This is a genomic window from Streptomyces sp. NPDC005262 (genome assembly GCF_042872425.1).
Taxonomy (GTDB): Bacteria; Actinomycetota; Actinomycetes; order Streptomycetales; family Streptomycetaceae; genus Streptomyces.
The window spans coordinates 369,273-393,714 of sequence record NZ_JBIAKK010000006.1 but is presented as its reverse complement, the minus strand read 5'-3'; the positions used below and the strand labels follow the sequence as shown (position 1 = coordinate 393,714).

Here is a 24,442-nt window from a genome sequence, read left to right as displayed (position 1 = left end):
CCTCCGGCACCCCGCTCAAAATCCGGGCCGGGACGAAGGGGAGAAAACGATCAAGGGAACAAGTGTTCTATTCTGTGTCCAGCGCTACCGAGGAGGCGTCCATGCGCTGGGACAATCTGGTCGAGAACACCCGGGAGACCGGGACCGGCGCGCTCTTCGCCGCGGACGCGGTGACCACGCGCACCTTCGACACCCCCGAATTCCGGGGAATCACCTTCCATGAGATCCGGGCCCGCTCGATCGTGAACCGGGTGCCGGGCGCATCCCGGATGCCGTTCGAATGGACCGTGAACCCGTACCGGGGCTGCACGCATGCCTGCGTCTACTGCTTCGCCCGCAAGACCCACAGCTATCTGGACCTGGACACCGGGCTCGGCTTCGACTCACAGATCGTCGTCAAGATCAACGCTCCGGAGCTGCTCCGCCGCCATCTCTCCTCCAGCCGCTGGCACGGGGCGCACATCGCGATGGGCACCAATGTCGACTGCTACCAGCGGGCCGAGGGCCGCTACCGGCTGATGCCCGGCATCATCGAGGCGCTGCGCGACCACGCCAACCCGTTCTCGATCCTCACCAAGGGCACGATCGTCCTGCGCGATCTGGAGCTGCTGAGGCAGGCTGCGGAGGTCACCGAAGTCGGCATCTCCGTCTCGGTCGGCTTCGTCGATCCCGAGCTGTGGCGCACCGTCGAACCCGGCACCCCCTCCCCCGAGCGCCGCCTCGACGTCGTGCGCAAGCTGAGCGAGAACGGCATCGACTGCGGCGTACTGATGGCGCCCGTCATCCCGTTCCTCGGTGACCGCCCGGACCAGCTGCGGGCCACGGTCCGCGCGGTCGCCGCCGCCGGGGCGACCTCGGTGACCCCGCTCGTGCTCCATCTGCGGCCGGGCGCCCGCGAGTGGTTCATGCAGTGGCTCGGCCGGCACCACCCACAACTGGTGCGACGGTACGAGCGGATGTACGCGGACGGGGCGTACGCGCCCACGTGGTACCAGCGCACAGTCACCCGCCGGGTGCACGAACTGGCCGCCGAGTACGGCATCGGTCCGGCGCGTCGCGGAGAGCCCCGCCGGATCCCTGTGCAGCAGGAGCGGCAGTCGCCGCTCGACGGTCCCGGCCCCACCCAGCTGACCCTGCTCTGACCTCGGCCCGGGCTCCGTTCCGGCCCTCGCGCCGAAGCTGCCGCGGGCCTGTCCGAGCCCGGGTCGGGCAAATGGGTCAACTCTCATCAGAACATGTCCTTCCGTGTCCGAATGTGGGGAGCATGCGGCGGGGGCTGCACCACCCGCAGCCGCGTTCCCTCCACCACGGGAGGCCATATGACGAATCGTTCAGGAATTCTGTTCGCCGTCGGTGCGACAGTCGCCGGTCTGATGACCGGTGTTCAGTCCCCGTCGGCAGCCGACGGAGTCGCGCCGACTGCCGCGCAGCTCACATGGACCGGCTGCGCCACGAAGTCGTATCCGACGCTGCAGTGCTCAACCGTGCGCACCCCGCTCAATCATGACGATCCGTCGGGCAGGAGCATCAGACTCGCCCTGTCACGGATCCCGCACACCGCGAAGACCTCGCAGGGCCCCCTGCTCGTCAACCCCGGCGGCCCCGGCGGCAGCGGGCTGACCATGGCCGGCTTCGTGGCGGCCTCGCTGCCGAAGGAGACCGCCGCGCAGTACGACGTGATCGGGTTCGACCCGCGCGGGGTCGGGAAGAGCTCCCCGGCCCTGAACTGTGTACCGAAATACTTCGAGCCGCTGCGCCCCGACCCGGTGCCGCTGGACCTCCGGACCGAGCACGCGAACCGCGACCGCGCCGCGTCCTTCGCCGCCGCGTGCGGCGCGAAGTACCCCGATCTGCTGCCGTACATGGACACGGTGAGCACCGCCAAGGATCTCGATGTGATCCGGCAGGCCATCGGCTCCCCACAGATCAACTACTTCGGATACTCCTACGGCACCTATCTGGGCGCGGTGTACGCCAAGCTGTTCCCGGAGCGGGTACGGCGTCTGGTGCTCGACTCGAACGTCGACCCGGACGGGGTCTGGTACGACGACAACATCGGTCAGGACTACGCGTTCGACGCCCGCCAGAAGGCGTTCGCCGCCTGGGTCGCGAAGCACAATTCGAGGTACGGACTCGGCAGCGACCCGGCGAAGGTCGAGGCCGCCTGGTACGGGATGAGCGAAGCGGTCAGGAAGGAACCCGCGGGCGGGACGGTCGGCATGAGCGAGCTGCAGGACACGTTCCTGCCGGGCGGTTACCAGAACGGGTACTGGCCCTACCTGGCCGATGCGTTCGCCTCCTACGTGAACCACAAGGACCAGGACGCGCTGGTCCGCGCGTACAAGAAGCTCGGCGCCGTCGACGACAAGGGCGACAACGGCTACTCGGTCTACGCGGCCGTGCAGTGCCACGACGCCGCGTGGACACGCGACTGGAACACCTGGCGCAGCGAGAGCTGGAAGGTGCACGGCAAGGCGCCCTTCTACACCTGGAACAACACCTGGTACAACGCACCGTGCGCATCCTGGCCGGTGAAGCCGCTCAACCCGGTGCAGGTCTCCAACGACGCACTCCCGCCGGTGCTGCTCTTCCAGGCCACGGAGGACGCGGCCACGCCGTACGAGGGCGGGGTCACCCTGCACCGCAGACTTCGCGGCTCCAGCCTGGTCGTCGAACAGGGCGGCGGCAACCACGGCATCACGCTGAGCGGCAACAAGTGCCTGGACCGGTACTTGGTGGACTACCTCGACAAGGGCATCGTCCCGCGCGGCACCGGCACCAGCGCCGACGCGGTCTGCCCGAAGTCGCCCGACCCGGAGCCGCCGGCCGCCGGGGCGTCGGCGAAGACGCTGCGGAGCGCGACGGCAGACGGGGGCGGCGTACTGCACGGGATGCTCGGCTTCCGCGGCTGACGGGTGGGGCCCGGACTCCGGACCCGGTGACCCGATCGCACGCCCTCGGGGGCGTACGCCACCATGGTCCGCATGACGACACGGCCCACCTCCGCGTACGCCCCCGAACTGTCCGTCAGAGAGATGACGGTCGACGACTGCGAGGCCGTCGCGACGGTCCGGGTGCGCGGCTGGCAGGCCGCGTACACCGGGCTGATCCCGCAGGCGTATCTGGACGCGATGGACATCGCCGAGGACGCGCAGCGGCGGCGCGGCTTCTTCGGCGAACGCAACACGGTCGTCAATGTGGTGGCCGAACGGCCGGGACAGGGTGTGATCGGCTGGGCCTGTTACGGCCCGTACCGCGCGGACGGCAGGCGGCTCGCCCGCGCCGAGCTGTACGCCATCTATGTGCTGCCCGAGCAGCGCGGGACCGGGGTCGGTCGCGCCCTGATGACGGAGATCCTGGCGCGCTCCGCAGCGGACGGGTTCCCCGATCTGTCGCTCTGGGTCCTCGAGGAGAACGCACCGGCCCGCCGTTTCTACGAGCGTGCGGGCTTCGCTCCGGACGGCGCGGAGGAACCCTTCCAGGTCGGTGGCGTCCTCGTGCCCGAGGTGCGTTACGTACGTCCTCTCAGCCGGCCGGCAGCCGGCTGATCGCCTTCTCGGCCGCGCCGCCGAGCCTCGGGTGCGGCAGCGCCGCCTGCAGGACCGGGCGCGCCTGCGCGTCGCCGAGCTGACCCAGCCCCTCCACACAGGCCAGTGCGACCCGCCAGTGCGGCTCGTCCGGTGCCAGCAGCCGTTCCAGGGTGCTGATCAGCGTCGGGACGGACTCGGGGGCCCGCAGGGCGGTGAGCAGCCGTACCGGGTGCAGGGCGTAGGCGGTGCGCAGGGTGTTGGTCGCGAGGGTGGCGGCGGCTCGGGGCGTGCGCGGGTCGCCGAGGCGTACGAGGGCATGGGCGGCGGAGACACAGCGCTCCGGGTCGCGGTGGTTGAGCAGCAGGACCAGCGCCTCGAAGGCCCGTCTGTCGCCGCCGCAGCCGAGCCGGAACGCGGCGATCTCGCGCGCCCAGAGCGGGCGTTCGCATTCGACGAGTACCTGGGCCAGCTCCTCGTCGTCCTCGGTGGCGAGCAGCCTGCGGTACGCCGCCGACTCCCCCGCCTCGTCCCCCAGCCGGTCGGCCAGCGACCGGAACTCCTCGTCCATGACGTCAGCGTATCGGCGGGCACATCGAGTGTGAGCGGGCACACAACAACTCGGGACTGGCGCGCTCGTTACTCGCCGGTTAACCTCATATGAGCGGGACACACTCCCCGCCGACTCCAGTGGCCTGGTGACGCAGCCACCCGGAGTGCTTGTCGGTTCGGCAGCTTTGCGAGACGTGACTCCGGGACAGAGTCCGTCACCCCATCCCGGGTCCGGGTGTGTTCGGTACACCCCCGGCCCTGAGCACCACGACACGCAATTCCCGCACGCCATGCGCCGGTCGGGCCCCTCGGCCCCACCAGCTCCGTGCGTGCCGTGCGCCCACACAGTCGTCACTCATCCCTGGAGTCCCGTGATGGACATCCCGCTCTCCACCATCGCCGTCGTCGGCCTCGGCACCATGGGCACCGGCATCGCCGAGGTCCTCGCCCGGGCCGGCCGCGAGGTCATCGGTATCGACATCAGCGAGGCGGCCGCGCGTCAGGCCGTCGCCGCCCTCGAAGCCTCCACCGCCCGCGCCGTGCAGAAGGGACGGATCACCGAGGGCGAGCGGCACGACGCCCTCGCCCGGTTCCGCACCTTCTCCGACCTGCAGGCCGCCGCGGACGCGCAGCTCGTCATCGAGGTCGTGCCCGAGTCGTACGAGATCAAGCAGCAGCTCTTCCGCGAGCTCGACGCGATCACCTCCCCCACCGCGATCCTGGCGACCGGCACCAACGCCCTGTCGGTGACCCGGCTGGCAGCCGAGTCGCAGCACCCCGAGCGCGTGCTCGGTCTGCACTTCTTCAACCCGGCGCCCGCGATGAAGCTGGTCGAGGTGGTCTCCTCGGTGCTGACCGCACCGCCGGCCGTCGAGGCGGTCACCGAGCTCGCCCGTGAGCTGGGCAAGGAGCCGGTCGCGGTGGGTGACCGGCCGGGGTTCGTCGCCGACGGGCTGCTGTTCGGTTACCTGAACCAGGCCGCCGCGATGTACGAGGCGAGCTACGCCTCCCGTGAGGACATCGACGCGGCCATGAAGCTGGGCTGCGGGCTGCCGATGGGCCCGCTCGCCCTGCTCGACCTGATCGGGGTGGACACCGCCCGTACCGTCCTGGAGGCGATGTACTCCGAGTCGCACGACCGGCTGCACGCCCCTGCCCCGATCCTCAAGCAGCTCAGCGAGGCCGGTCTGACCGGCCGCAAGTCGGGCCGCGGCTTCTACACGTACGCGGCGCCGGGCAGCCAGACCGTGGTGCCGGACGCGAGGACGCCGCAGCAGAGCACCGGAGCGGCGGCCGGGCGCACCGTGCGGTCCGTGGGTGTCGCCGGGTCCGGGACGATGGCGTCGGGTATCGCGGAGGTCTTCGCGAAGGCCGGGTACGACGTGGTGCTCGCCGCGCGCAGCCAGGAGAAGGCCGACACGGCGAAGGGCCGGATCGCCAAGTCGCTGGAGCGTTCCGTCGCCAAGGGGCGGCTGACGGCCGAGGCGCGGGACGAGACCCTCGCCCGCATCACCGCGGCCGGTTCGCTGGACTCGTTCGACGACGTCGATCTCGCGGTCGAGGCGGTCGCCGAGGACCTGGCGGTCAAGCAGCAGCTGTTCACCACGCTGGACAAGGTCTGCAAGCCGGGTGCGGTGCTCGCCACCACCACGTCGTCGCTGCCGGTCGTGGCGTGCGCACGGGCCACCTCGCGTCCGCAGGACGTCATCGGGATGCACTTCTTCAACCCGGCGCCCGCGATGAAGCTGGTCGAGGTGGTCCGTACGGTGCTCACGGACGACGACGTCCACGCCACCGTGCGGGAGGTGTGCGAGAAGATCCGCAAGCACCCGGTGGACTGCGGGGACCGGGCCGGTTTCATCGTCAACGCGCTGCTGTTCCCGTACCTCAACAACGCGATCAAGATGGTCGGTGAGCACTACGCGACCCTCGACGACATCGACGCCGCGATGAAGCTGGGCGGCGGTTACCCGATGGGCCCGTTCGAACTCCTCGACGTCGTCGGGCTCGATGTCTCGCTCGCCATCGAGAAGGTGCTGCACAGCGAGTTCCGCGACCCGGGCCTGGCCCCGGCGCCGCTGTTGGAGCATCTGGTGGCCGCCGGCTGCCTCGGCCGCAAGACGGGGCGTGGCTTCCGCGAATATGCCCGGCGCTGAGGGACGGCGGGCTCCTGCCCGGTCGGCCGGGTCTCCGGCCGGGCGGGGCCGCTCGGCCGGCCGGGACCGCTCGGCCGGCCCCCCGCCGGAGCCCGGGCCGGGAGCCGGCTGGGGAGGGCTGCTCGACCCGCCGCCACCGCCGTCGGCGTGGGAGGTGCCGCCCGGCGGCCCGCCCCCGCAGGCGCGCTCTCCTGCGCCGATGCAGTACGTTCACACCATGTCCCAGCCTGCCAGGTCCCCCCGTGTCTCCGCCGCACCCGACGCCCCGGAGAGTGCCGCAGGCACGCGCGCCGCCGCCCAGCGGCTCAAGATGCGCCGCGAACTGGCCGCCGCAGCGATGGAGCTCTTCGCCACGAAGGGGTACGAGGCGACGACGGTCGACGAGATCGCGGGCGCCGCGGGCGTCGCCCGGCGGACCTTCTTCCGGCACTTCCGCTCCAAGGAAGAGGCGATCTTCCCGGACCACGACGACACTCTCGTCCGGGCCGAGGCCGTCCTCAACGCCGCCCCCGCGCACGAGCACCCGCTCGACACCGTCTGCCGCGGCATCAAGGAAGTCATGAAGATGTACGCGGCCAAGCCCGCGGTCTCCGTGGCCCGCTACAAGCTGACTCGTGAGGTCCCCACCCTGCGGGAGGCCGAGATCGCCTCGGTGGCCCGCTACGAGCGGCTGTTCACGCGCTATCTCCTGGGCCATTTCGACGAACGCGACCATCATGTCGGCAATGACGATCCGCTGCTGGCGGAGGTCGCGGCGTCCGCCGTCGTCACCGCGCACAACCATGTGCTGCGTCGCTGGCTGCGGGCGGGCGGTCAGGGCGACGTGGAGGCACAGCTCGACCACGCCTTCGCGATCGTCCGGGAGACGTTCGGGACCGGGATCGGCGCGGGCCGGATCGCCGGGACCGAGCCCGCGTCCCCGCCGGCCGCCGCTTCGGTGAGCACGGAGGGCGAGGTGCTGGTCGCGGTGGCGCGGACGGACGCACCGCTCGACGAAGTGATGCGCACGATCCAGCAGGCGCTCAAGGACCACTGAGCGGGGGCCTGTTGGCCGAACCGCTCCGTCGACCCCCGTATGCCGGACGGGCTCGAATTCGAGCCCGTCCGGCATAGGCGCGCCCCGGCTCCGAAACTGGTTGCGGCCCGGACCCGCCGGTGTTGTGGTGGTCGCATGACTCATGATCACGACGCCCTGCTGGCCCTCTTCGACCACGAGATGCGCGAACATGCCCGACCCGACGGCCCCGGAGTCCGTGTCGAGCGCACCGCCGATGTCGTACGTCAGGTCGGCGCGGCCGACGACTGGAACGGCGTCGTCTGGTCGGCGCCGGACCTGGACGCCCTCCGGGCGGATGCGGCGATCGCGGCCCAGGTGGAGCGCTTCAGCGCACTCGGTCTCGACGAGTTCGAGTGGAAGCTGTACGCGCACGACCGCCCGGCGGACCTGGGGCAGCGGCTGCGGGCGGCCGGCTTCGTCCCGGAGGAACCGGAGACCCTGCTGATCGCCCCGGTCGCCGATCTCCCGACCGCGGTGGAGCTCCCCGAGGGCGTCCGGCTGCGTACGGTGACCGACGCGGCCGATGTGGAGCTGATGGCCCGGGCCCATGAGCGTGCCTTCGGCTCGGACTGGTCGCGGCTGCGGCATCAGGTGCTGGCCCGGCTCACCGAAGCCCCGGACAGCTTCGTCGGGGTGCTGGCCATGGTGGGCGACGAGCCGGTGAGCTCGGCCCGCATGGAGCTGTACCCGGGCACCGGTTTCGCGGGACTCTGGGGCGGCGGGACGGTCGAGCCATGGCGCGGGAAGGGTATCTACCGGGCGCTGGTGGCCTTCCGTGCCGCCATCGCCACCGAGCGTGGCTACACATATCTGCAGGTGGACGCGACCGACCAGAGCCGTCCGATCCTCCAGCGGCTCGGTTTCACCGCGCTGAGCACCACCACGCCGTATGTCCACCGGCGCACGGCCTGACCATGCCGGGCAGGACAGATCAGCGCGAACCACCTCGCATGTTGCTCATTCGTGCCGCCCGGATGACATGTGAGAGAAATTGTTGGCACCCAGTGCCTTGCCAGGTGTCACGGAGTGCCATACGTTGAAGTTGTCCGGGCGGCCGGCGTGCAGAGACCTCACGTACGCCGGCTGTCCCCGCAAGCCATGTGCCTGCGCGCCCGGACGCCTGCGTCACAGGCAAACCCTTCTGCTCCACCAGAGCAGGCCGAAGCCTTACCAGCCGAACCGACGGCAGCACCTCCACAACGCACCGCACCCCCCGTTGGCAGGGACCCTCAGCCGTCCCTCGACGCATTCCCCGAGCACTCGGCCCCGGTCGAGCAGGGGAGACACCATCCCGGAGGCACACCGTGAAGGAAATCCTGGACGCGATCCAATCGCAGGACAGCACGGCCGCAGATTTTGCGGCCCTGTCCATCCCCGAGTCGTACCGCGCGATGACCGTGCACAAGGACGAGACGGAGATGTTCGCCGGGCTCGAGACCCGCGACAAGGACCCACGCAAGTCGCTGCACCTCGACGAGGTCCCGGTCCCCGAGCTCGGGCCCGGTGAGGCGCTGGTCGCCGTCATGGCCAGCTCGGTGAACTACAACTCCGTCTGGACCTCGATCTTCGAGCCGATGTCCACCTTCGGCTTCCTGGAGCGCTACGGACGGCTCAGCGAGCTCACCAAGCGCCACGACCTGCCGTACCACGTCATCGGTTCCGACCTGGCGGGCGTCGTCCTGCGCACCGGCCCCGGCGTCAACGCCTGGAACCCCGGTGACGAGGTCGTCGCACACTGCCTCTCGGTCGAACTGGAGTCCTCCGACGGCCACAACGACACGATGCTCGACCCCGAGCAGCGGATCTGGGGCTTCGAGACCAACTTCGGCGGCCTCGCCGAGATCGCGCTCGTCAAGTCGAACCAGCTGATGCCGAAGCCGCAGCACCTCAGCTGGGAGGAGGCCGCCGCTCCGGGCCTGGTCAACTCCACCGCGTACCGCCAGCTCGTCTCGCGCAACGGCGCCGGCATGAAGCAGGGCGACAACGTGCTGATCTGGGGCGCCAGCGGCGGACTCGGTTCATACGCCACGCAGTTCGCGCTGGCCGGTGGCGCCAACCCGATCTGTGTCGTCTCCAGCGAGCAGAAGGCGGACATCTGCCGCAAGATGGGTGCCGAGGCGATCATCGACCGCAACGCTGAGGGCTACAAGTTCTGGAAGGACGAGCACAACCAGGACCCGCGCGAATGGAAGCGGTTCGGCAAGCGCATCCGTGAGCTGACCGGCGGCGAGGACGTGGACATCGTCTTCGAGCACCCGGGCCGCGAGACGTTCGGCGCCTCCGTGTACGTGACCCGCAAGGGCGGCACCATCGTCACCTGTGCCTCCACGTCGGGCTACAACCACGAGTACGACAACCGCTACCTGTGGATGTCGCTGAAGAAGATCGTGGGCTCGCACTTCGCGAACTACCGCGAGGCGTGGGAGGCCAACCGGCTGATCGCCAAGGGCAAGATCCACCCGACGCTGTCGAAGGTCTACTCCCTGGAGGAGACCGGTCAGGCCGCGTACGACGTGCACCGCAACCTCCACCAGGGCAAGGTCGGCGTGCTCGCACTGGCCCCCCGCGAGGGCCTGGGTGTGCGCAACGAGGAGCTGCGCGAGCAGCACATCGACGCCATCAATCGCTTCCGGGACGTCTGACATGAGCGGGCGTCAGAAGGACCGCCCGTGGCTCATGCGGACGTACGCCGGTCACTCGACCGCCGAGGCGTCCAACGAGCTCTACCGGCGGAACCTCGCCAAGGGCCAGACCGGCCTGTCGGTCGCCTTCGACCTGCCGACCCAGACGGGTTACGACCCCGACCACATCCTCGCCCGCGGCGAGGTCGGCCGGGTCGGCGTGCCCGTCTCGCACCTCGGTGACATGCGGCGGCTGTTCCAGGACATCCCGCTGGAGCAGATGAACACCTCGATGACGATCAACGCCACCGCGATGTGGCTGCTGGCGCTCTATCAGGTGGTCGCCGAGGAGCAGGGCGCCGACGCCACGAAGCTCCAGGGCACGACGCAGAACGACATCGTCAAGGAGTACCTCTCGCGCGGGACGCACGTCTTCCCGCCCGGTCCCTCGCTGCGGCTGACCACCGACATGATCACGTACACGGTCAACCGCATACCGAAGTGGAACCCGATCAACATCTGCAGCTATCACCTGCAGGAGGCGGGGGCCACTCCGGTCCAGGAGATCGCGTACGCCATGTCGACGGCGATCGCCGTGCTCGACGCGGTCCGTGACTCCGGGCAGGTGCCCGAGGAGAAGTTCGGCGATGTCGTCGCCCGTATCTCCTTCTTCGTGAACGCGGGCGTCCGCTTCATCGAGGAGATGTGCAAGATGCGCGCCTTCGGCCGCATCTGGAACCAGGTCACCGGCGAGCGGTACGGCATCACCGACGCCAAGCAGCGCCGGTTCCGCTACGGCGTCCAGGTCAACTCGCTCGGCCTGACCGAGGCCCAGCCGGAGAACAACGTCCAGCGCATCGTCCTGGAGATGCTGGCGGTCACCCTCTCCAAGGACGCCCGTGCCCGGGCCGTCCAGCTGCCCGCCTGGAACGAGGCGCTGGGGCTCCCGCGCCCCTGGGACCAGCAGTGGTCGCTGCGGATCCAGCAGGTCCTCGCGCACGAGAGCGATCTGCTGGAGTACGAGGACATCTTCGCGGGTTCACATGTGATCGAGGCCAAGGTGGACGCCCTGGTCACCGAGTCGCTCGCGGAGATCGACCGGATCCAGCAGATGGGCGGCGCCATGGCGGCCGTCGAGTCCGGCTACCTGAAGTCGGAGCTGGTCTCCTCGCACGCACAGCGTCGGGCCCGGATCGAGGGCGGCGAGGAGAAGATCGTCGGCGTCAACATCTACGAGACGACCGAGCCTAACCCGCTCACCTCGGACCTCGACGGCGCGATCATGACGGTCGACCCCGCCAACGAGGCCAGGGTGGTCGCGGCGCTCCACGAGTGGCGCGACAACCGTGACGAGGCCCGTGCGTCCGAGGCGCTGGCGGCGCTCAAGAAGGCCGCGGCCGGCACCGACAACATGATGGAAGCGACCGTGGAGTGCGCCCGCGCGGGTGTCACCACCGGCGAGTGGTCGTGGGCGCTGCGCGATGTGTTCGGCGAGTTCCGGGCCCCGACGGGCGTCTCGTCCGCACCGGTCGCGGTGACCGCGGAGGCGGGCACGCCGCTCGCCCTGGTCCGCGAGAAGGTCGCCCGCACCGCCGGCGACCTCGGCACCGGACGGCTGCGGCTGCTGGTCGGCAAGCCGGGCCTGGACGGGCACTCCAACGGCGCCGAGCAGATCGCCGTACGGGCCCGTGACGCCGGATTCGAGGTCGTCTACCAGGGGATCAGACTGACCCCCGAACAGATCGTCTCGGCCGCGCTGGCCGAGGACGTGCACTGCGTCGGTCTGTCGATCCTGTCCGGCTCGCACGCCGAGCTGGTGCCGGACGTACTGAACCGGCTTCGCGACGCCGGCGCCAACGACATACCCGTCATCGCGGGCGGGATCATCCCGCCCGCCGACGCCACCGCGCTGATCGAGGCGGGTGTCGCCGCCGTATTCACCCCGAAGGACTTCGGCATCACGGAGATCATCGGCCGTATCGTCGACGAGATCCGGAAAGCGAACAAGCTCGACCCTCTGGAGGTCCCCGCATGACCCAGCCTGTGAACCGTCTGCGTCCGCGTCGCTCCTGCCTGGCTGTGCCGGGCTCGAACCCGCGGTTCCTGGAGAAGGCCCAGGGCCTTCCGGCCGACCAGGTCTTCCTGGACCTCGAGGACGCCTGCGCCCCGCTCGCCAAGGAAGGCGCCCGGCACCACATCGTCGACGCGCTGAACGACGGCGACTGGACGGGCAAGACCCGGGTCGTGCGCGTCAACGACTGGACCACGCACTGGACGTACCGCGACGTGATCACGGTGGTCGAGGGTGCCGGCCAGAACCTCGACTGCATCATGCTGCCGAAGGTCCAGGACGCCCAGCAGGTCATCGCCCTCGATCTGCTGCTCACCCAGATCGAGAAGACGATGGGCTTCGAGGTCGGGAAGATCGGCATCGAGGCGCAGATCGAGAACGCCAAGGGCCTGGTGAACATCGACGACATCGCCGCCGCCTCACCGCGCCTGGAGACGCTGATCTTCGGCCCGGCCGACTTCATGGCGTCGATCAACATGAAGACCCTGGTCGTCGGTCAGCAGCCGCCCGGATACGGCGCGGACGCCTACCACTACATCCTCATGCGCATCCTGATGGCGGCCCGTACGCACGACCTCCAGGCGATCGACGGTCCCTTCCTGCAGATCCGTGACGTGGACGCGTACCGCGAGGTCGCCGGCCGTGCGGCGGCGCTCGGCTTCGACGGCAAGTGGGTGCTGCACCCCGGCCAGGTCGACGCGGCCAACGAGGTGTTCTCGCCGTCGCAGGAGGACTACGACCACGCCGAGCTGATCCTCGACGCGTACGAGTGGTGCACCTCGGAGGCGGGCGGCAAGAAGGGTTCGGCGATGCTCGGCGACGAGATGATCGACGAGGCCAGCCGGAAGATGGCCCTGGTCATCGCGGGCAAGGGCCGCGCGGCCGGCATGCAGCGCACCTCCAAGTTCGAAGCTCCGGAGGCCTGACCATGCAGTTCGGACGCACCTATGAGGAGTTCGAGGTCGGTGCGGTGTACAAGCACTGGCCCGGAAAGACGGTCACGGAGTACGACGACCACCTTTTCTGTCTGCTCACCATGAATCACCACCCGCTGCACATGGACAGCAACTACGCGGAGAAGACGACCGATTTCGGGAAGAACGTTGTAGTCGGCAACTACATCTACTCGCTGCTGCTCGGCATGTCCGTCCCCGACGTCTCCGGGAAGGCGATCGCCAACCTGGAGGTCGAATCGCTGAAGCACGTCGCGCCGACCTTCCACGGCGACACGATCTACGGCGAGACGACCGTCCTCGACAAGACTCCGTCAAAGTCCAAGAGTGACCGCGGAATCGTCTACGTGGAGACCAAGGGTTACAAGCAGGACGGAACACTCGTCTGCGTGTTCCGCCGCAAGGTGATGGTCCCCACCGAGACGTACATCAAGGAGCGCGGCGGCGAGCAGCCCGGCCGCCCGGAGCTGAACCAGCCTTCGCAGAAGAACGTGGAGAAGTAGCCATGACGCGACTCGCCCAGACCGCCGGCCTGAACGACATCCAGCAGGAAATCCTCTCCACGGTCCGGGATTTCGTCGACAAGGAGATCATTCCGGTCGCGACCCAGCTGGAGCACCGCGACGAGTACCCGACGGAGATCGTCGAGGGGCTCAAGGAACTGGGCCTGTTCGGGCTGATGATCCCCGAGGAGTACGGGGGCCTGGGTGAGTCGCTTCTCACATACGCGCTCTGCGTCGAGGAGATCGCACGCGGCTGGATGAGCGTGTCGGGAATCATCAACACGCACTTCATCGTGGCGTACATGCTCAAGCAGCACGGCACCCAGGAACAGAAGGACACGTTCCTGCCGCGGATGGCGCTGGGCGAGGTCCGGGGCGCATTCTCGATGTCCGAGCCGGCGCTGGGCTCCGACGTGTCGGCGATCACCTCCAAGGGCGTCAGGGACGGCGACGAGTACGTCCTGAACGGCCAGAAGATGTGGCTGACGAACGGCGGCACGTCCTCGCTCGTCGCCGTGCTGTGCCGAAGTGACGAAGGCCACCCCGAGGGGACCGCCCCGCACAAGTCGATGACGACCTTCCTGGTGGAGAAGGAGCCGGGCTTCGGCGAGGTCCGTCCGGGGCTCACCATTCCCGGGAAGATCGACAAGATGGGTTACAAGGGCGTCGACACGACGGAACTCATCATGGACGGACTACGCATTCCGGCCAATCGTGTACTCGGCGGCACCACCGGTCGAGGGTTTTACCAAATGATGGACGGCGTCGAGGTCGGCCGGGTGAATGTGGCCGCGCGTGGCTGCGGCGTCGCGCAGCGTGCATTCGAGCTGGGCGTTTCCTACGCTCAGCAACGCCACACCTTCGGAAAGCCGATCGCCCAGCACCAGGCGATCCAGTTCAAGCTGGCCGAAATGGCCACCAAGGTCGAAGCGGCGCATGCGATGATGGTGAATGCAGCGCGCAAAAAGGACTCCGGGGAACGAAACGACCTGGAGGCAGGGATGGCGAAGTACCTCGCCTCCGAATACTGCAAGGAAGTCGTCGAGGACGCCTTCCGTATCCACGGCGGTTACGGCTTCTCCAAGGAGTACGAGATCGAGCGCCTCTACCGGGAGGCCCCGATGCTGCTGATCGGTGAAGGTACCGCCGAAATCCAGAAAATGATCATTGGGCGCCGACTCCTCGAGGAGTACCGGTTCCAGGGTTGATTGTCCCCTTTGAGGTGGTTTAGCCGCGAAGAAGATCACACCCTGTCATCCTCAGCCGGTGCCTTCCAGCCGTCCGACTCGGCTGCTGGCTTGCCCAGTTGCGGCTCGCAACCGATAGCATCGCCGGAAAAGCCGCCGTCCCCCGTTGCCAGCGCGGCATCATCCGCTACGAAGGTCATCCATGCCCGACAGCCAAACCTCTGCATCACGCGGCGGAGTCCGCCTTGCGCGCGGAGCTTCGCCGTGGCTCCTCCCGACCGTCGCCACCGCGGCACTCAGCCTCACCCGGGCCCGCAAGTCCGGACGCTGGGCCGCCGTGGCCGTGCCCACCACCGCGCTCGCGGCGGGCATGCTGTGGTTCTTCCGCGACCCCGAGCGAGAGATCGCCCAGGGCCGGGTCATCTCTCCGGCCGACGGTGTGGTGCAGAGCATCATGCCGTGGAAGGACGGGCGCACCCGCGTCGCGATCTTCATGAGCCCGTTGAATGTCCACGTCAACCGTGCGCCCCTGGCCGGCACGGTGACATCGGTCGAGCACATCCCCGGCGGGTTCGTCCCGGCGTTCAACAAGGAGAGCGAGAACAACGAGCGCGTTGTCTGGCACTTCGACACCGAGCTCGGTGACATCGAGATGGTGCAGATCGCGGGTGCGGTTGCCCGTCGCATCGTCCCGTACATCCCGCAAGGCACGAAGGTGGAGCAGGGCGAGCGCATCGGCCTGATCCGCTTCGGCTCCCGGGTCGACATCTACCTTCCGGAAGGTATCGATGTCGCGGTCGAGGTCGGCCAGGCCACCACCGCGGGGGTGACTCGAATTGACCGTGATTGATCCCGACACACAGGCCGGCTGGGTGCCGGAGGCCGAGTCCGAGGACGACGTCGAGGACATGCCGCTCTCTCTGCGGCTGTCGATAGCGGACACCCTCACTCTCGGTAATGCCACGTGCGGCTTCATGGCGGTGTACTTCACCACCACGGGGATCCTCATCCCGCACCTCACGGGCAGCGACGAGAGCGGCATGGCCCGGCACTCCGCGGCCACTGCCGTGATCCTGATGCTCCTCGCCGCGGTCTTCGACCTCTTCGACGGGCTGGTGGCGCGCAAGCTCCGCAGCTCGCCGATGGGCGCGGAGCTGGACAACCTCTCGGACCTGATCAGTTTCGGCCTCGCCCCGGCCTACTTCGTACTCGTGTACGGCATGGTCGCGGACGACGCACACCAGAGGGTGTCGGCGCTCGCAGCGATCGTCGTGCTGCTGGCCGTGGTGCTGAGACTCGCCAGATTCTCCTGCGTGACCATGAAGGACGGCATGTTCCAGGGCATGCCGAGCCCCTTCGGAGCGCTCACGGTCGTCTCGATCGTCCTCCTGGAGCTGCCCTTCGTTCCGACGCTGCTCGCGATCGTCGGAGTGGCGTGGCTGATGGTCAGCCGGGTCGAGTACCCGAAGCCGCGGGGTGTCCTCGCGGTGGCGATGCTCAGCTGGATCGTCGGCGCGATGGGACTGCTCGCCGCCTGGGCGTTCGACGCCCCCGGCGGTCAGCTGCTCCTCCAGACCGGCTGCGCGCTGCAGGTGGTCCTGGGAGCGGTCATCCCGCTCTTCGCGACGGCGCGGCGGGTGAACACCTTCCGCGACAACCGGCGCGAGGCACGGGCGGCTCAGCTGCCCTAGCGGTACAGCACAAGACGTACGAGGGCCCGGGTGCTTCCCCAACACCCGGGCCCTCCTGCATGCCGTGGTGGCGCACCTTCCCGGTGCGGTCTTCGCGATCATCGTTCAGCGGACGCCGACGTCACAGAGCCGGTCGGGAGTGCTGTCTCCCGGCCGGCTCCGCGGATCTGTGCGGCGACCGTTACGCCTCCCAGCGGGCGGCGAGCAGGAGCGCGATGTCATCGGGCCGGTCGGACTCCTGCTTCGCCTCCCGGATCACCACATCCGCCATGTCGGCGAGCGACGGCGGGTCGGCTCGCTCGATGGTGGAGCGCAGCCGCTCGATGCCCAGATCGATGTCGGTCCCTGTGTGCTCGACCAGCCCGTCGGTGAACAGCGCCAGGATCGCGCCGGGGTCCAGGAGGAGGTCGCTGACCGGGTAGGACACGCGGGGGTCGACACCGAGCACGATGCCGCCCGGCAGGTCCAGGACCTCGGTCGTGTGGTCGGGATGTCGGAGCAGGGGCTGCGGGTGCCCGGCCCGGACCGCCTGGGTGCGGCCGGTGACGGGGTCGAGGACGACGTAGCAGCAGCTTGCGATCTGGCCGGGGTCGAGGTCGATGAGCAGCCGGTTGGTGCCGCTCACCACCTCCTGCGGATCGTGCCCGCTGAGGGCGAAGGCCCTTACCGCGCTGCGCAGTTGGCCCATGGTCGCGGCTGCGGCGACTCCGTGCCCCTGGACGTCCCCGATGACCAGGGCCAGCCCGCGCTCCGTCTCGATGACGTCGTACCAGTCGCCTCCGACGTCCATGCCCTGGGTGCCGGCGAGATACCGCCCGGCGGTGTCGACGTGTTCGAGTACGGGCAGCCGGTGCGGCAGCAGGGCGTTCTGCAGGCCACGGGCCAGGGCGGATTCCGTGTCGTATCGCCGGGCCCGCTGGAGGGACTGGGCGATGAGTCCGGCGAGCGCGGTGAGGACCGTGCGTTCCTCGGGGGTGAAGCCGCGCGGGTGGTCGAAGCCGAGGATGCAGGAGCCGACGTGCTGCCCGGAGGCGATCAGCGGCAGGAAGGCGCGGGCGCCGACTTCGGCGTCCAGGGGGATGCCGGGGTAGGCGGCGGCCATGTGCTGCATCGACTCGAAGAAGATCGGGCGGCCGGTGGTGAGTGTCTCGACGCCGGGCAGGTGGGCATCGAGGGACACGCCGTCGAAACGGTCCAGGAAGCCCTTCGGGAAGCCGGTCTCCCAGGCCAGGTAGAGGTGCCGCTCGTTCAGCAGGTAGATCGCCAGTTGCCTGCCGCCGAACGCCGGCAGCAGTTCCTCCGTGACCACCACAGAGACCTGGCGTGCCGTGACGGCCTCCGTCAGCGCGATGGCGAGGGCGACCGGCCGGTAGAGCGCGGACGCCCGGTCGGCCGGGGAGCCGATCCCCACGCCCGGTGTGACGACCGACCCCGGCGTGTAGGCCGGTTCCGTGGCGGTGAGCGTGACCGTCACTCCGTCGTGGCCCGGGTACAGGGACACGGACAGCCAGTCGTCTGCGGCTCGCCGCACGAGGAAGTGCACCGGATCGTGGGAGAGCAGGGCGGCCCGGTGATCGTCGTCGTACGCGGGGTGTCCGAACCACGGCAGGACCTCCCACAGGACGCGGCCCACCAGGTCGGCGCGCGCCCGGTCGAGCAGTTCCTCCGCGAGATCGTTGACGTAGGTGATCCGTCCGAGCCGGTCGAACGAGAAGATGCCGCGCGGCAGTCGGTCTGCCGCCTCCGCGAGGACCGCCCCGGCACCGAGGTCGACGAGGAAACCCGTGAGACGACCGGCCGCGCCGTCACCGGGCGGTCGGGGCCCGCGGCTGGAGAGTTCGAGGAGGTTCGTCCGGCCGTCGGGGCCGCACAGCCGCAACCGGCGTACGACCGGGCCTGACGATCCGGCCGCCCCGCGGGCGACGGCGCACAGCCCGCACACGTCCTCCGGGGCCAGCAACGCCGTCAGCGCGTCGATGGTTCCCCCGAACCGTTCGGGCTCCGTGGCGAGGATCGCGCACAGCTCCGCATCGGCTTCGACGGCGCCTGTGTCGAGGTCCCACTCGAAGTGTCCGATCCTGACCGGTGACGCGGGGGCCGAGGGCAGCTGGACGGGCACCGGCTCGCCGTCCCACACGACCTGGGTGCCCTCGCCCGCCAGTTCCGCGAGATCGGAGCCGAGCTGCCGGGCCACCTCCTGAAGACTGTGCCGGTGAGCCTGCGATACCGGCTGCCCGGGTGTGGCCGGGCGCAGCACCGCCAGGACCCCGAACTTCTCGTCGCCGCCGCCGACGGGCACGAACAGCGAACCGAACGGGAACGGCAGGCCCGCCATCAGCTGCGGGAACCGGCGCATGGCCTCCTCGGCGTCGGGGAGCAGGATCGACCGGTACGCGCGATAGGACTCGCACACCGGGAAAGGCCGGTTCACATGCATGCGCCACCAGGGGCGGAACAGTCGACCCGGCAACCCCGCGAGCACCGCGAGCCGCAGCAGCTCAGGCTTCCCGGAGCGCACATACACGCCGCCGGCGTACCCTCCGACGGACTCGACCGCGCTCACCGCGGCCTGCGCGAGCACCAGGGACAGTTCGCCCGGCACTCGGCAGCCGTCCACCGCCCCGGGCACCGTCCCGCCTTCATCCTGCGGACTGTGCCGGGTAGCGCCGTACCAGGTCACACAGTCAGGATGCGCCCCGGCGGCCCTGCAGCGCACCTGGTGGACCCGGCAGGGCAATGACCGACATCTTCCAACATCGTGCGAATATTTTGCGTCAGAGGTTCGCCCCGCTGTGCGCTTGGAGTCGAGTGATGTCACGCGACAGTTTGAGTCTTGCCGGTCCGTACTGCTATTTTTCTGGGCGCTCTACGCAAAAGTCCTCGCTAAGAGTCTTAATTTTGAGTGATCATGACGATATTTTGCGATCGATATAGACGTCCTTGCGGTCGACTCCTAGCCTGTGGGCGTCCGAAGAGCCCCCACGAGCCGCAAGGACGACGATCACGTGACCCCACCACCGAAGCGCCTCCTGCTCAGACGCTCTCTGTCCGCCTCCCTGTCCCTCGCCCTCGCCGCGTTCGGCACCGCCGCCGCTGTCGTACTGTCCAGTGCCCCGCCCGCCCGGGCCGCGGGTGTCCCCGCGCCCTCCCCCCTCGCGGTCCCCGGCCGCGGTGCGACTGTTCCGTTCAAGGAACAGGAAGCCGAGTACGCGGCCACGAACGGCACGCTGATCGGACCGAACCGGCTGTACGGCACGTTGCCCTCCGAGGCCTCCGGCCGGCAGGCCGTGACGCTGGACGCCGTCGGCGAGTACGTGGAATTCACCCTCACCGCCCCGGCGAACGCGATGTCCTTCCGCTACTCGCTGCCGGACAGCCCCGACGGAACGGGCCGGGACGCCTCGATCGACGTGCGCGTGGGCGGCGGGGCGCCGAAGAGCGTCCCGGTGACATCGAAGTACGGCTGGTACTACGGCGGCTACCCGTTCAACAACAATCCGGGCGACACCAACCCGCACCACTTCTACGACGAGGCCCGGACCATGTTCGGGTCGACGCTCCCCATCGGCACGAAGGTGCGGCTCCAGGTCTCCTCCACTGCCGCATCTCCGACGTTCACGATCGACCTGGCCGACTTCGAGCAGGTCGGCACCCCGGTAGGCAGGCCGTCCGGGGCGTTGGACGTGGTGAACGACTTCGGCGCCGACCCGACGGGCGCCACCGACTCCACCGGCAAGATCCAGGCGGCCGTCGACGCCGGCCGTGCCCAGGGCAAGGAGGTGTACATCCCGCAGGGCACCTTCCAGGTCCGCGATCACGTCGTCGTCGACAAGGTGACACTGCGCGGGGCCGGTCCTTGGTACAGCGTGCTGACCGGGCGCGATCCGTCGAACCGCAGCAAGGCGGTCGGTGTCTACGGCAAGTACGCCTCGGACGGTGGCAGCAGCAACGTCACCCTCAAGGACTTCGCCATCATCGGCGACATCCGTGAACGGGTGGACAACGACCAGGTCAACGCCATCGGCGGGGCGATGTCCAATTCGGTCGTCGACAACATCTGGATGCAGCACACCAAGTGCGGCGCCTGGATGGACGGGCCGATGGACAATTTCACCGTCAAGAACAGCCGAATTCTGGACCAGACCGCCGACGGCGTGAATTTCCATTACGGCGTCACGAACTCCACCGTCACCAACACGTTCGTCCGCAACACCGGTGACGACGGCCTGGCGATGTGGGCGGAAAACGTACCGAACGTGAAGAACAAGTTCACGTTCAACACCGTGATCCTGCCGATCCTCGCGAACAACATCGTGACGTACGGCGGCAAGGACATCACCATCTCCGACAACGTCATGTCCGACACGATCACCAATGGCGGCGGCCTTCATGTCGCCAATCGCTATCCCGGCGTGAATTCGGGTCAGGGAACGGCGGTCTCCGGCGTCACGACAGCCGCCCGGAACACTCTGATCCGTACCGGGAACAACGACTTCAACTGGCGGTTCGGGGTCGGCGCGATCTGGTTCAGCGGACTCAACGAACCCATCAACGCCACGATCAACATCACCGACACCGAGATACTCGACAGCTCGTACGCCGCGATCCATCTGATCGAGGGGGCGACCAACGGGCTGCATTTCGACAACGTCAGGATCGACGGCGCGGGTACCTACGCCCTGCAGATCCAAGCTCCGGGGACGGCCACGTTCACCGATGTCGTCGCCACGCACATCGTCCAGCCGAACCCGATCCACAACTGTGTCGGCAGTGGCTTCCAGATCACCCGGGGCAGCGGAAACTCCGGCTGGTACGCCGACCCGCCGGCCTGCACCGGCACCTGGCCGGACCCCGTGTGGACCAACGGCGGGGTGCCGGGGGGCGGCACCGACCCGACCGACCCACCTACCGACCCACCGACCGATCCCGGCAACCTGGCGCTGGGCCGGCCGGTCACCGAATCGGGGCACGCGGACGTCTACGGTGCGGCCAACGCCGTGGACGGCAATGCGAACAGCTACTGGGAGAGCACCAACCACGCTTTCCCGCAGACCATCACCGTGGACCTGGGCGCTCCCCGGGCCGTCAAACGCGTGGTCCTGAAACTGCCCCCGGCGACGGCATGGGCGACCCGCACGCAGACGCTGAGCGTGTCGGGCAGCGCTGACAACTCCTCGTACAGCTCGCTCAAGGCGTCGGCCGACTATGTCTTCGACCCAGCCGACGGCAATACCGCGACGGTCACTCTGCCCGGCGCATCGGCCCGCTATCTGCGGCTGACCTTCACCGCGAACACGGGGTGGCCCGCGGGTCAGCTCTCGGAACTGGAGGCCTACACCAGCTGACGGCGCGACCGGTCACCGGACGGGTCCGGACCCGTCCGGTGACCGGTCGGCGTTCCGGGCGGGCCAGGACCCGTGCCGGCTCAGTCCTGCTCGATACGACTCGGCCCGGTTCGGCTCACGACAGGAAGTCGCGGGCGATCCCTTCCGCCACCCGTTCCAGCAGCGGGCCCGCCTGTGCCATGCACACAGCCGGGTCCGGCTCCAGCTCCGTGAGGGCGTACGCGCGCCGGATGCCGGCTCTGCCCAGCGCCTCCGGAGGCAGTGCCAGGCGGCCGCAGACCGCCACCACCTCCAGCCCCGCCGCGCGGGCCGCCGCCGCGACGCCCGCAGGAGCCTTGCCGTGCAGGGTCTGCTCGTCGAGGGAGCCCTCGCCCGTGATCACCAGCGTGGCGCGGGCCAGCGCCGGAGCGAAGCCCAGTACGTCGAGCATGACCTCGATGCCGGGGCGGAACCGGGCGCCGAGCGCCACCAGTGCCCCGTATCCGACGCCGCCCGCCGCACCCGCTCCGGGGAGCTTCGCATGGTCCGGTCCCAGGATCGATGCGTAGTGGGCGAGCGCCGCGTCCAGGGTCGCGATGTCGTCCTCGGTCGCGCCCTTCTGCCGCCCGTAGACCTCCGGGGCGCCCTTCGGACCGGTCAGCGGATTGTCCACATCGCTCGCGAGGATCAGGTCCACGTCGGCCAGCCGCGGGTCGAGGCCGGACAGATCCGCCTCGGCCAGCTTCGCGAGGCCGCCACCACCGGGACCGACGGGCTTGCCGTCCGCGTCCAGGAAGCGGGCGCCGAGCGCTGCCAGCATGCCCGCACCGCCGTCGGTCGTCGCGCTGCCGCCGACCCCGAACACAATGGTCCGGGCGCCCGCGTCCAGAGCCGCGGCAAGCAGCTCACCCGAGCCGTACGTGGTGGCCGTGAGCGGGGCGAAGACCCCTGCGGGAAGGTGCTGGAGACCCGAGGCCTCGGCCATCTCCACCACCGCGGTGGTGTCCCGCAGCGCGTACGCGGCGGTCACGGTCTCCCCGCGCGGCCCGGTCACCCGGGCTTCGCGCCGCTCGAAGCCGGCGGCCACCGCCGCCGCCACCGTGCCGTCGCCGCCGTCCGCCACAGGCAGGGTCTCGACCTGCACCTCGGGGACGATGCGCCGCAGCCCGGCTGTCACCCGCTCCGCGACCTGTACCGCGGTCAGCGAGCCCTTGAACTTGTCCGCCGCGACGAGCACGCGGGCGGTCTCCATCACTGCTCCGTCCGTCACCTTGCATCCCTTGCTTTCGAACAGGCAGTCGCGCCGCCCCGACCCTATCCGGAGCTTCCGCCCTCTGCCCATGGGTGTCCGGGCGCTGGACCCGGGCTCCGGTGGCCGGCCCGGCGCCCGCACTACGCTGCGCACGTGACCACCACTGACTACGCCACGTACATCGCGGGACTTCCCAGGGTGCTGGCCGCCGCCGCAACCGTCTTCCAGGACGGGGAAGGACGGGTCCTGCTCGTCGAGCCGAACTACCGGGACGGTTGGGCGCTGCCCGGCGGAACGATCGAGTCCGACGAGGGCGAGACGCCTCGCCGGGCCGCGCGCCGTGAGACTGCCGAGGAGATCGGGCTCGACCTGGAACCGGGACGGCTGCTCGCGGTCGACTGGGCACGCAGCCCCGCCCGGCCGCCGATCGCCGCGTATCTGTACGACGGCGGAGTCCTGGACGACGTCCAGTTGAAGGCGATCCGGCTGCAGGAGGAGGAGCTCTTGTCCTGGAAGCTGGTGGAGCGGGACGCGCTCGACCGGTATCTGCTCGGCGCGCTCGGAGACCGGGTGCGGGCGGCACTTGAGGTGCGCGACTCCGGAACCGGCGCCGTGGAGCTGGAGGACGGCAGCCCGGTCACCCCCTGACCGTCCCGTTCACCGGCGCCGGCGGGAACCATGACTTCCACCACGAGTGCCGCATCCGGACCGACGGTGGCTTCGGCCGCCGTCGGGCCCCGGCAGCGCGGGACAAACCCCTCGCGGGCGGTGGCCGTCGCTGCGTACGCTCACCGTATGACTCTCGTCGCGATCCTCAGCGGCGCCGGCATCTCCACGGACTCAGGCATCCCCGACTACCGCGGGCCGAACGGCCTCTGGCGTAAGGACCCCGAGGCCGAGAAGCTCGTCACGTACGACTTCTACATGTCCGATCCGGAGATCCGGCGCCGCTCCTGGCAGATGCGCCGCACCAGCGCCACCTGGCACGCCGAGCCGAACGCCGCCCACCGGGCCGTGGCGGACCTGGAGGGGGCCGGGGTTCCGGTGCGGGTGATCACGCAGAACGTCGACGGGCTGCATCAGCTGGCAGGTGTCTCCGCCCGCAAGGTCCTCGAACTGCACGGCACCGCCCGCGAGGTCGTCTGCACCCGATGCCACGCCCGGTCACCGATGGCTCAGGCGCTGACCAGGGTCGAGGCGGGCGAGGCGGACCCGGCGTGCACGGTGTGTGGCGGCATCCTGAAGTCGGCGACGGTCATGTTCGGTGAGCGGCTCGATCCGGTGGTGCTCGGCGAGGCCATGTCGATCGCGAAGGCCTGCGAGGTGTTCATCGCGGTCGGTACGACGCTGCAGGTGCAGCCCGCCGCGTCGCTGGCCGGGATCGCGGCGGAGTACGGTGCGCGGCTGATCGTGGTGAACGCCGAGCCGACCCCGTACGACGAACTGGCCGAGGAGACGATCCGCGAGCCCATCGGAACCGCGCTGCCGTCGCTGCTTGCGCGACTGACCGCCGAAGCGCGTGCGGGGTCGGGCGGCTGACATGCGAGG

At 69.4% G+C, this 24,442-nt stretch carries 19 protein-coding genes; 16 read left to right on the top strand and 3 right to left on the bottom strand.

Annotated features, from left to right (window positions below; all coding sequences use genetic code 11):
• Positions 1-101 precede the first annotated feature (101 nt).
• The 3 genes from ACFYP5_RS18815 to ACFYP5_RS18805 all read left to right on the top strand — a co-directional run bounded on the left by ACFYP5_RS18815 (position 102) and on the right by ACFYP5_RS18805 (position 3,548).
• On the top strand, positions 102-1,142 hold the full coding sequence (locus tag ACFYP5_RS18815; protein ID WP_389036952.1) for an Rv2578c family radical SAM protein: 1,041 nt from the start codon (positions 102-104) through the stop codon (positions 1,140-1,142).
• Positions 1,143-1,319: 177 nt separating this feature from the next.
• Entirely contained in the window at positions 1,320-2,912 is a 1,593-nt protein-coding gene (locus ACFYP5_RS18810) for an alpha/beta hydrolase (protein WP_389036949.1), read from the top strand.
• A gap of 72 nt (positions 2,913-2,984) precedes the next feature.
• Positions 2,985-3,548, top strand: coding sequence for a GNAT family N-acetyltransferase (locus ACFYP5_RS18805; RefSeq protein ID WP_389036946.1), 564 nt, complete (start codon positions 2,985-2,987; stop codon positions 3,546-3,548).
• On the opposite strand, the gene ACFYP5_RS18800 is transcribed toward ACFYP5_RS18805, so the two are convergent.
• Positions 3,526-4,098, bottom strand: a complete 573-nt coding sequence (locus ACFYP5_RS18800) for an adenylosuccinate lyase (RefSeq protein ID WP_389036943.1) — start codon at positions 4,096-4,098, stop codon at positions 3,526-3,528. The genes ACFYP5_RS18805 and ACFYP5_RS18800 overlap by 23 nt on opposite strands.
• Before the next feature lie 355 nt (positions 4,099-4,453).
• Here ACFYP5_RS18800 and ACFYP5_RS18795 point away from each other — a divergent pair, with 355 nt between their 5' ends.
• The 10 genes from ACFYP5_RS18795 to pssA all read left to right on the top strand — a co-directional run bounded on the left by ACFYP5_RS18795 (position 4,454) and on the right by pssA (position 16,318).
• Positions 4,454-6,235, top strand: a complete 1,782-nt coding sequence (locus ACFYP5_RS18795; RefSeq protein WP_389036940.1) for a 3-hydroxyacyl-CoA dehydrogenase family protein — start codon at positions 4,454-4,456, stop codon at positions 6,233-6,235.
• Positions 6,236-6,452: 217 nt separating this feature from the next.
• Positions 6,453-7,271 carry a TetR family transcriptional regulator gene (locus tag ACFYP5_RS18790; protein ID WP_352267334.1) on the top strand — a complete coding sequence of 273 codons (819 nt, stop codon included), beginning with the start codon at positions 6,453-6,455 and terminating at the stop codon, positions 7,269-7,271.
• Between the two features lie 135 nt (positions 7,272-7,406).
• Positions 7,407-8,204, top strand: a complete 798-nt coding sequence (locus tag ACFYP5_RS18785; RefSeq protein WP_389036937.1) for a GNAT family N-acetyltransferase — start codon at positions 7,407-7,409, stop codon at positions 8,202-8,204.
• Between the two features lie 392 nt (positions 8,205-8,596).
• Entirely contained in the window at positions 8,597-9,934 is a 1,338-nt protein-coding gene (gene ccrA, locus ACFYP5_RS18780; protein WP_389036934.1) for a crotonyl-CoA carboxylase/reductase, read from the top strand.
• Between the two features lies 1 nt (position 9,935).
• Positions 9,936-11,948, top strand: coding sequence for a protein meaA (locus ACFYP5_RS18775; RefSeq protein WP_389036931.1), 2,013 nt, complete (start codon positions 9,936-9,938; stop codon positions 11,946-11,948).
• Positions 11,945-12,910: an HpcH/HpaI aldolase/citrate lyase family protein gene (locus tag ACFYP5_RS18770; protein WP_389036928.1), complete on the top strand. Its 966-nt coding sequence runs from the start codon at positions 11,945-11,947 to the stop codon at positions 12,908-12,910. The genes ACFYP5_RS18775 and ACFYP5_RS18770 overlap by 4 nt, the downstream gene beginning before the upstream one ends.
• Positions 12,911-12,912: 2 nt before the next feature.
• Positions 12,913-13,440, top strand: a complete 528-nt coding sequence (locus ACFYP5_RS18765; protein ID WP_030916550.1) for a MaoC family dehydratase — start codon at positions 12,913-12,915, stop codon at positions 13,438-13,440.
• A 2-nt stretch (positions 13,441-13,442) separates the two neighbouring features.
• A complete protein-coding gene (locus ACFYP5_RS18760) occupies positions 13,443-14,648 on the top strand; it encodes an acyl-CoA dehydrogenase family protein (RefSeq protein WP_030916553.1) in 1,206 nt (401 codons plus the stop codon).
• 181 nt (positions 14,649-14,829) lie between these two features.
• On the top strand, positions 14,830-15,477 hold the full coding sequence (locus ACFYP5_RS18755; RefSeq protein ID WP_389036925.1) for a phosphatidylserine decarboxylase: 648 nt from the start codon (positions 14,830-14,832) through the stop codon (positions 15,475-15,477).
• A gap of 22 nt (positions 15,478-15,499) precedes the next feature.
• On the top strand, positions 15,500-16,318 hold the full coding sequence (gene pssA / locus ACFYP5_RS18750; RefSeq protein ID WP_176902275.1) for a CDP-diacylglycerol--serine O-phosphatidyltransferase: 819 nt from the start codon (positions 15,500-15,502) through the stop codon (positions 16,316-16,318).
• Positions 16,319-16,499: 181 nt separating this feature from the next.
• Here pssA and ACFYP5_RS18745 read toward each other — a convergent pair whose 3' ends face one another.
• Entirely contained in the window at positions 16,500-18,998 is a 2,499-nt protein-coding gene (locus tag ACFYP5_RS18745) for a SpoIIE family protein phosphatase (protein ID WP_389036922.1), read from the bottom strand.
• A 325-nt stretch (positions 18,999-19,323) separates the two neighbouring features.
• Here ACFYP5_RS18745 and ACFYP5_RS18740 point away from each other — a divergent pair, with 325 nt between their 5' ends.
• Positions 19,324-21,663 carry a discoidin domain-containing protein gene (locus tag ACFYP5_RS18740; RefSeq protein ID WP_389036919.1) on the top strand — a complete coding sequence of 780 codons (2,340 nt, stop codon included), beginning with the start codon at positions 19,324-19,326 and terminating at the stop codon, positions 21,661-21,663.
• Positions 21,664-21,778: 115 nt separating this feature from the next.
• Here ACFYP5_RS18740 and ACFYP5_RS18735 read toward each other — a convergent pair whose 3' ends face one another.
• Entirely contained in the window at positions 21,779-22,894 is a 1,116-nt protein-coding gene (locus ACFYP5_RS18735; RefSeq protein WP_389037094.1) for a glycerate kinase, read from the bottom strand.
• Positions 22,895-23,047: 153 nt separating this feature from the next.
• On the opposite strand from ACFYP5_RS18735, the gene ACFYP5_RS18730 reads away from it, so the two are divergent.
• Positions 23,048-23,542 (top strand): NUDIX domain-containing protein, encoded by a 495-nt coding sequence (locus ACFYP5_RS18730; RefSeq protein ID WP_389036916.1) that lies wholly within the window; start codon positions 23,048-23,050, stop codon positions 23,540-23,542.
• A gap of 147 nt (positions 23,543-23,689) precedes the next feature.
• A complete protein-coding gene (locus ACFYP5_RS18725; RefSeq protein ID WP_389036913.1) occupies positions 23,690-24,433 on the top strand; it encodes an NAD-dependent deacetylase in 744 nt (247 codons plus the stop codon).
• Positions 24,434-24,442 lie beyond the last annotated feature (9 nt).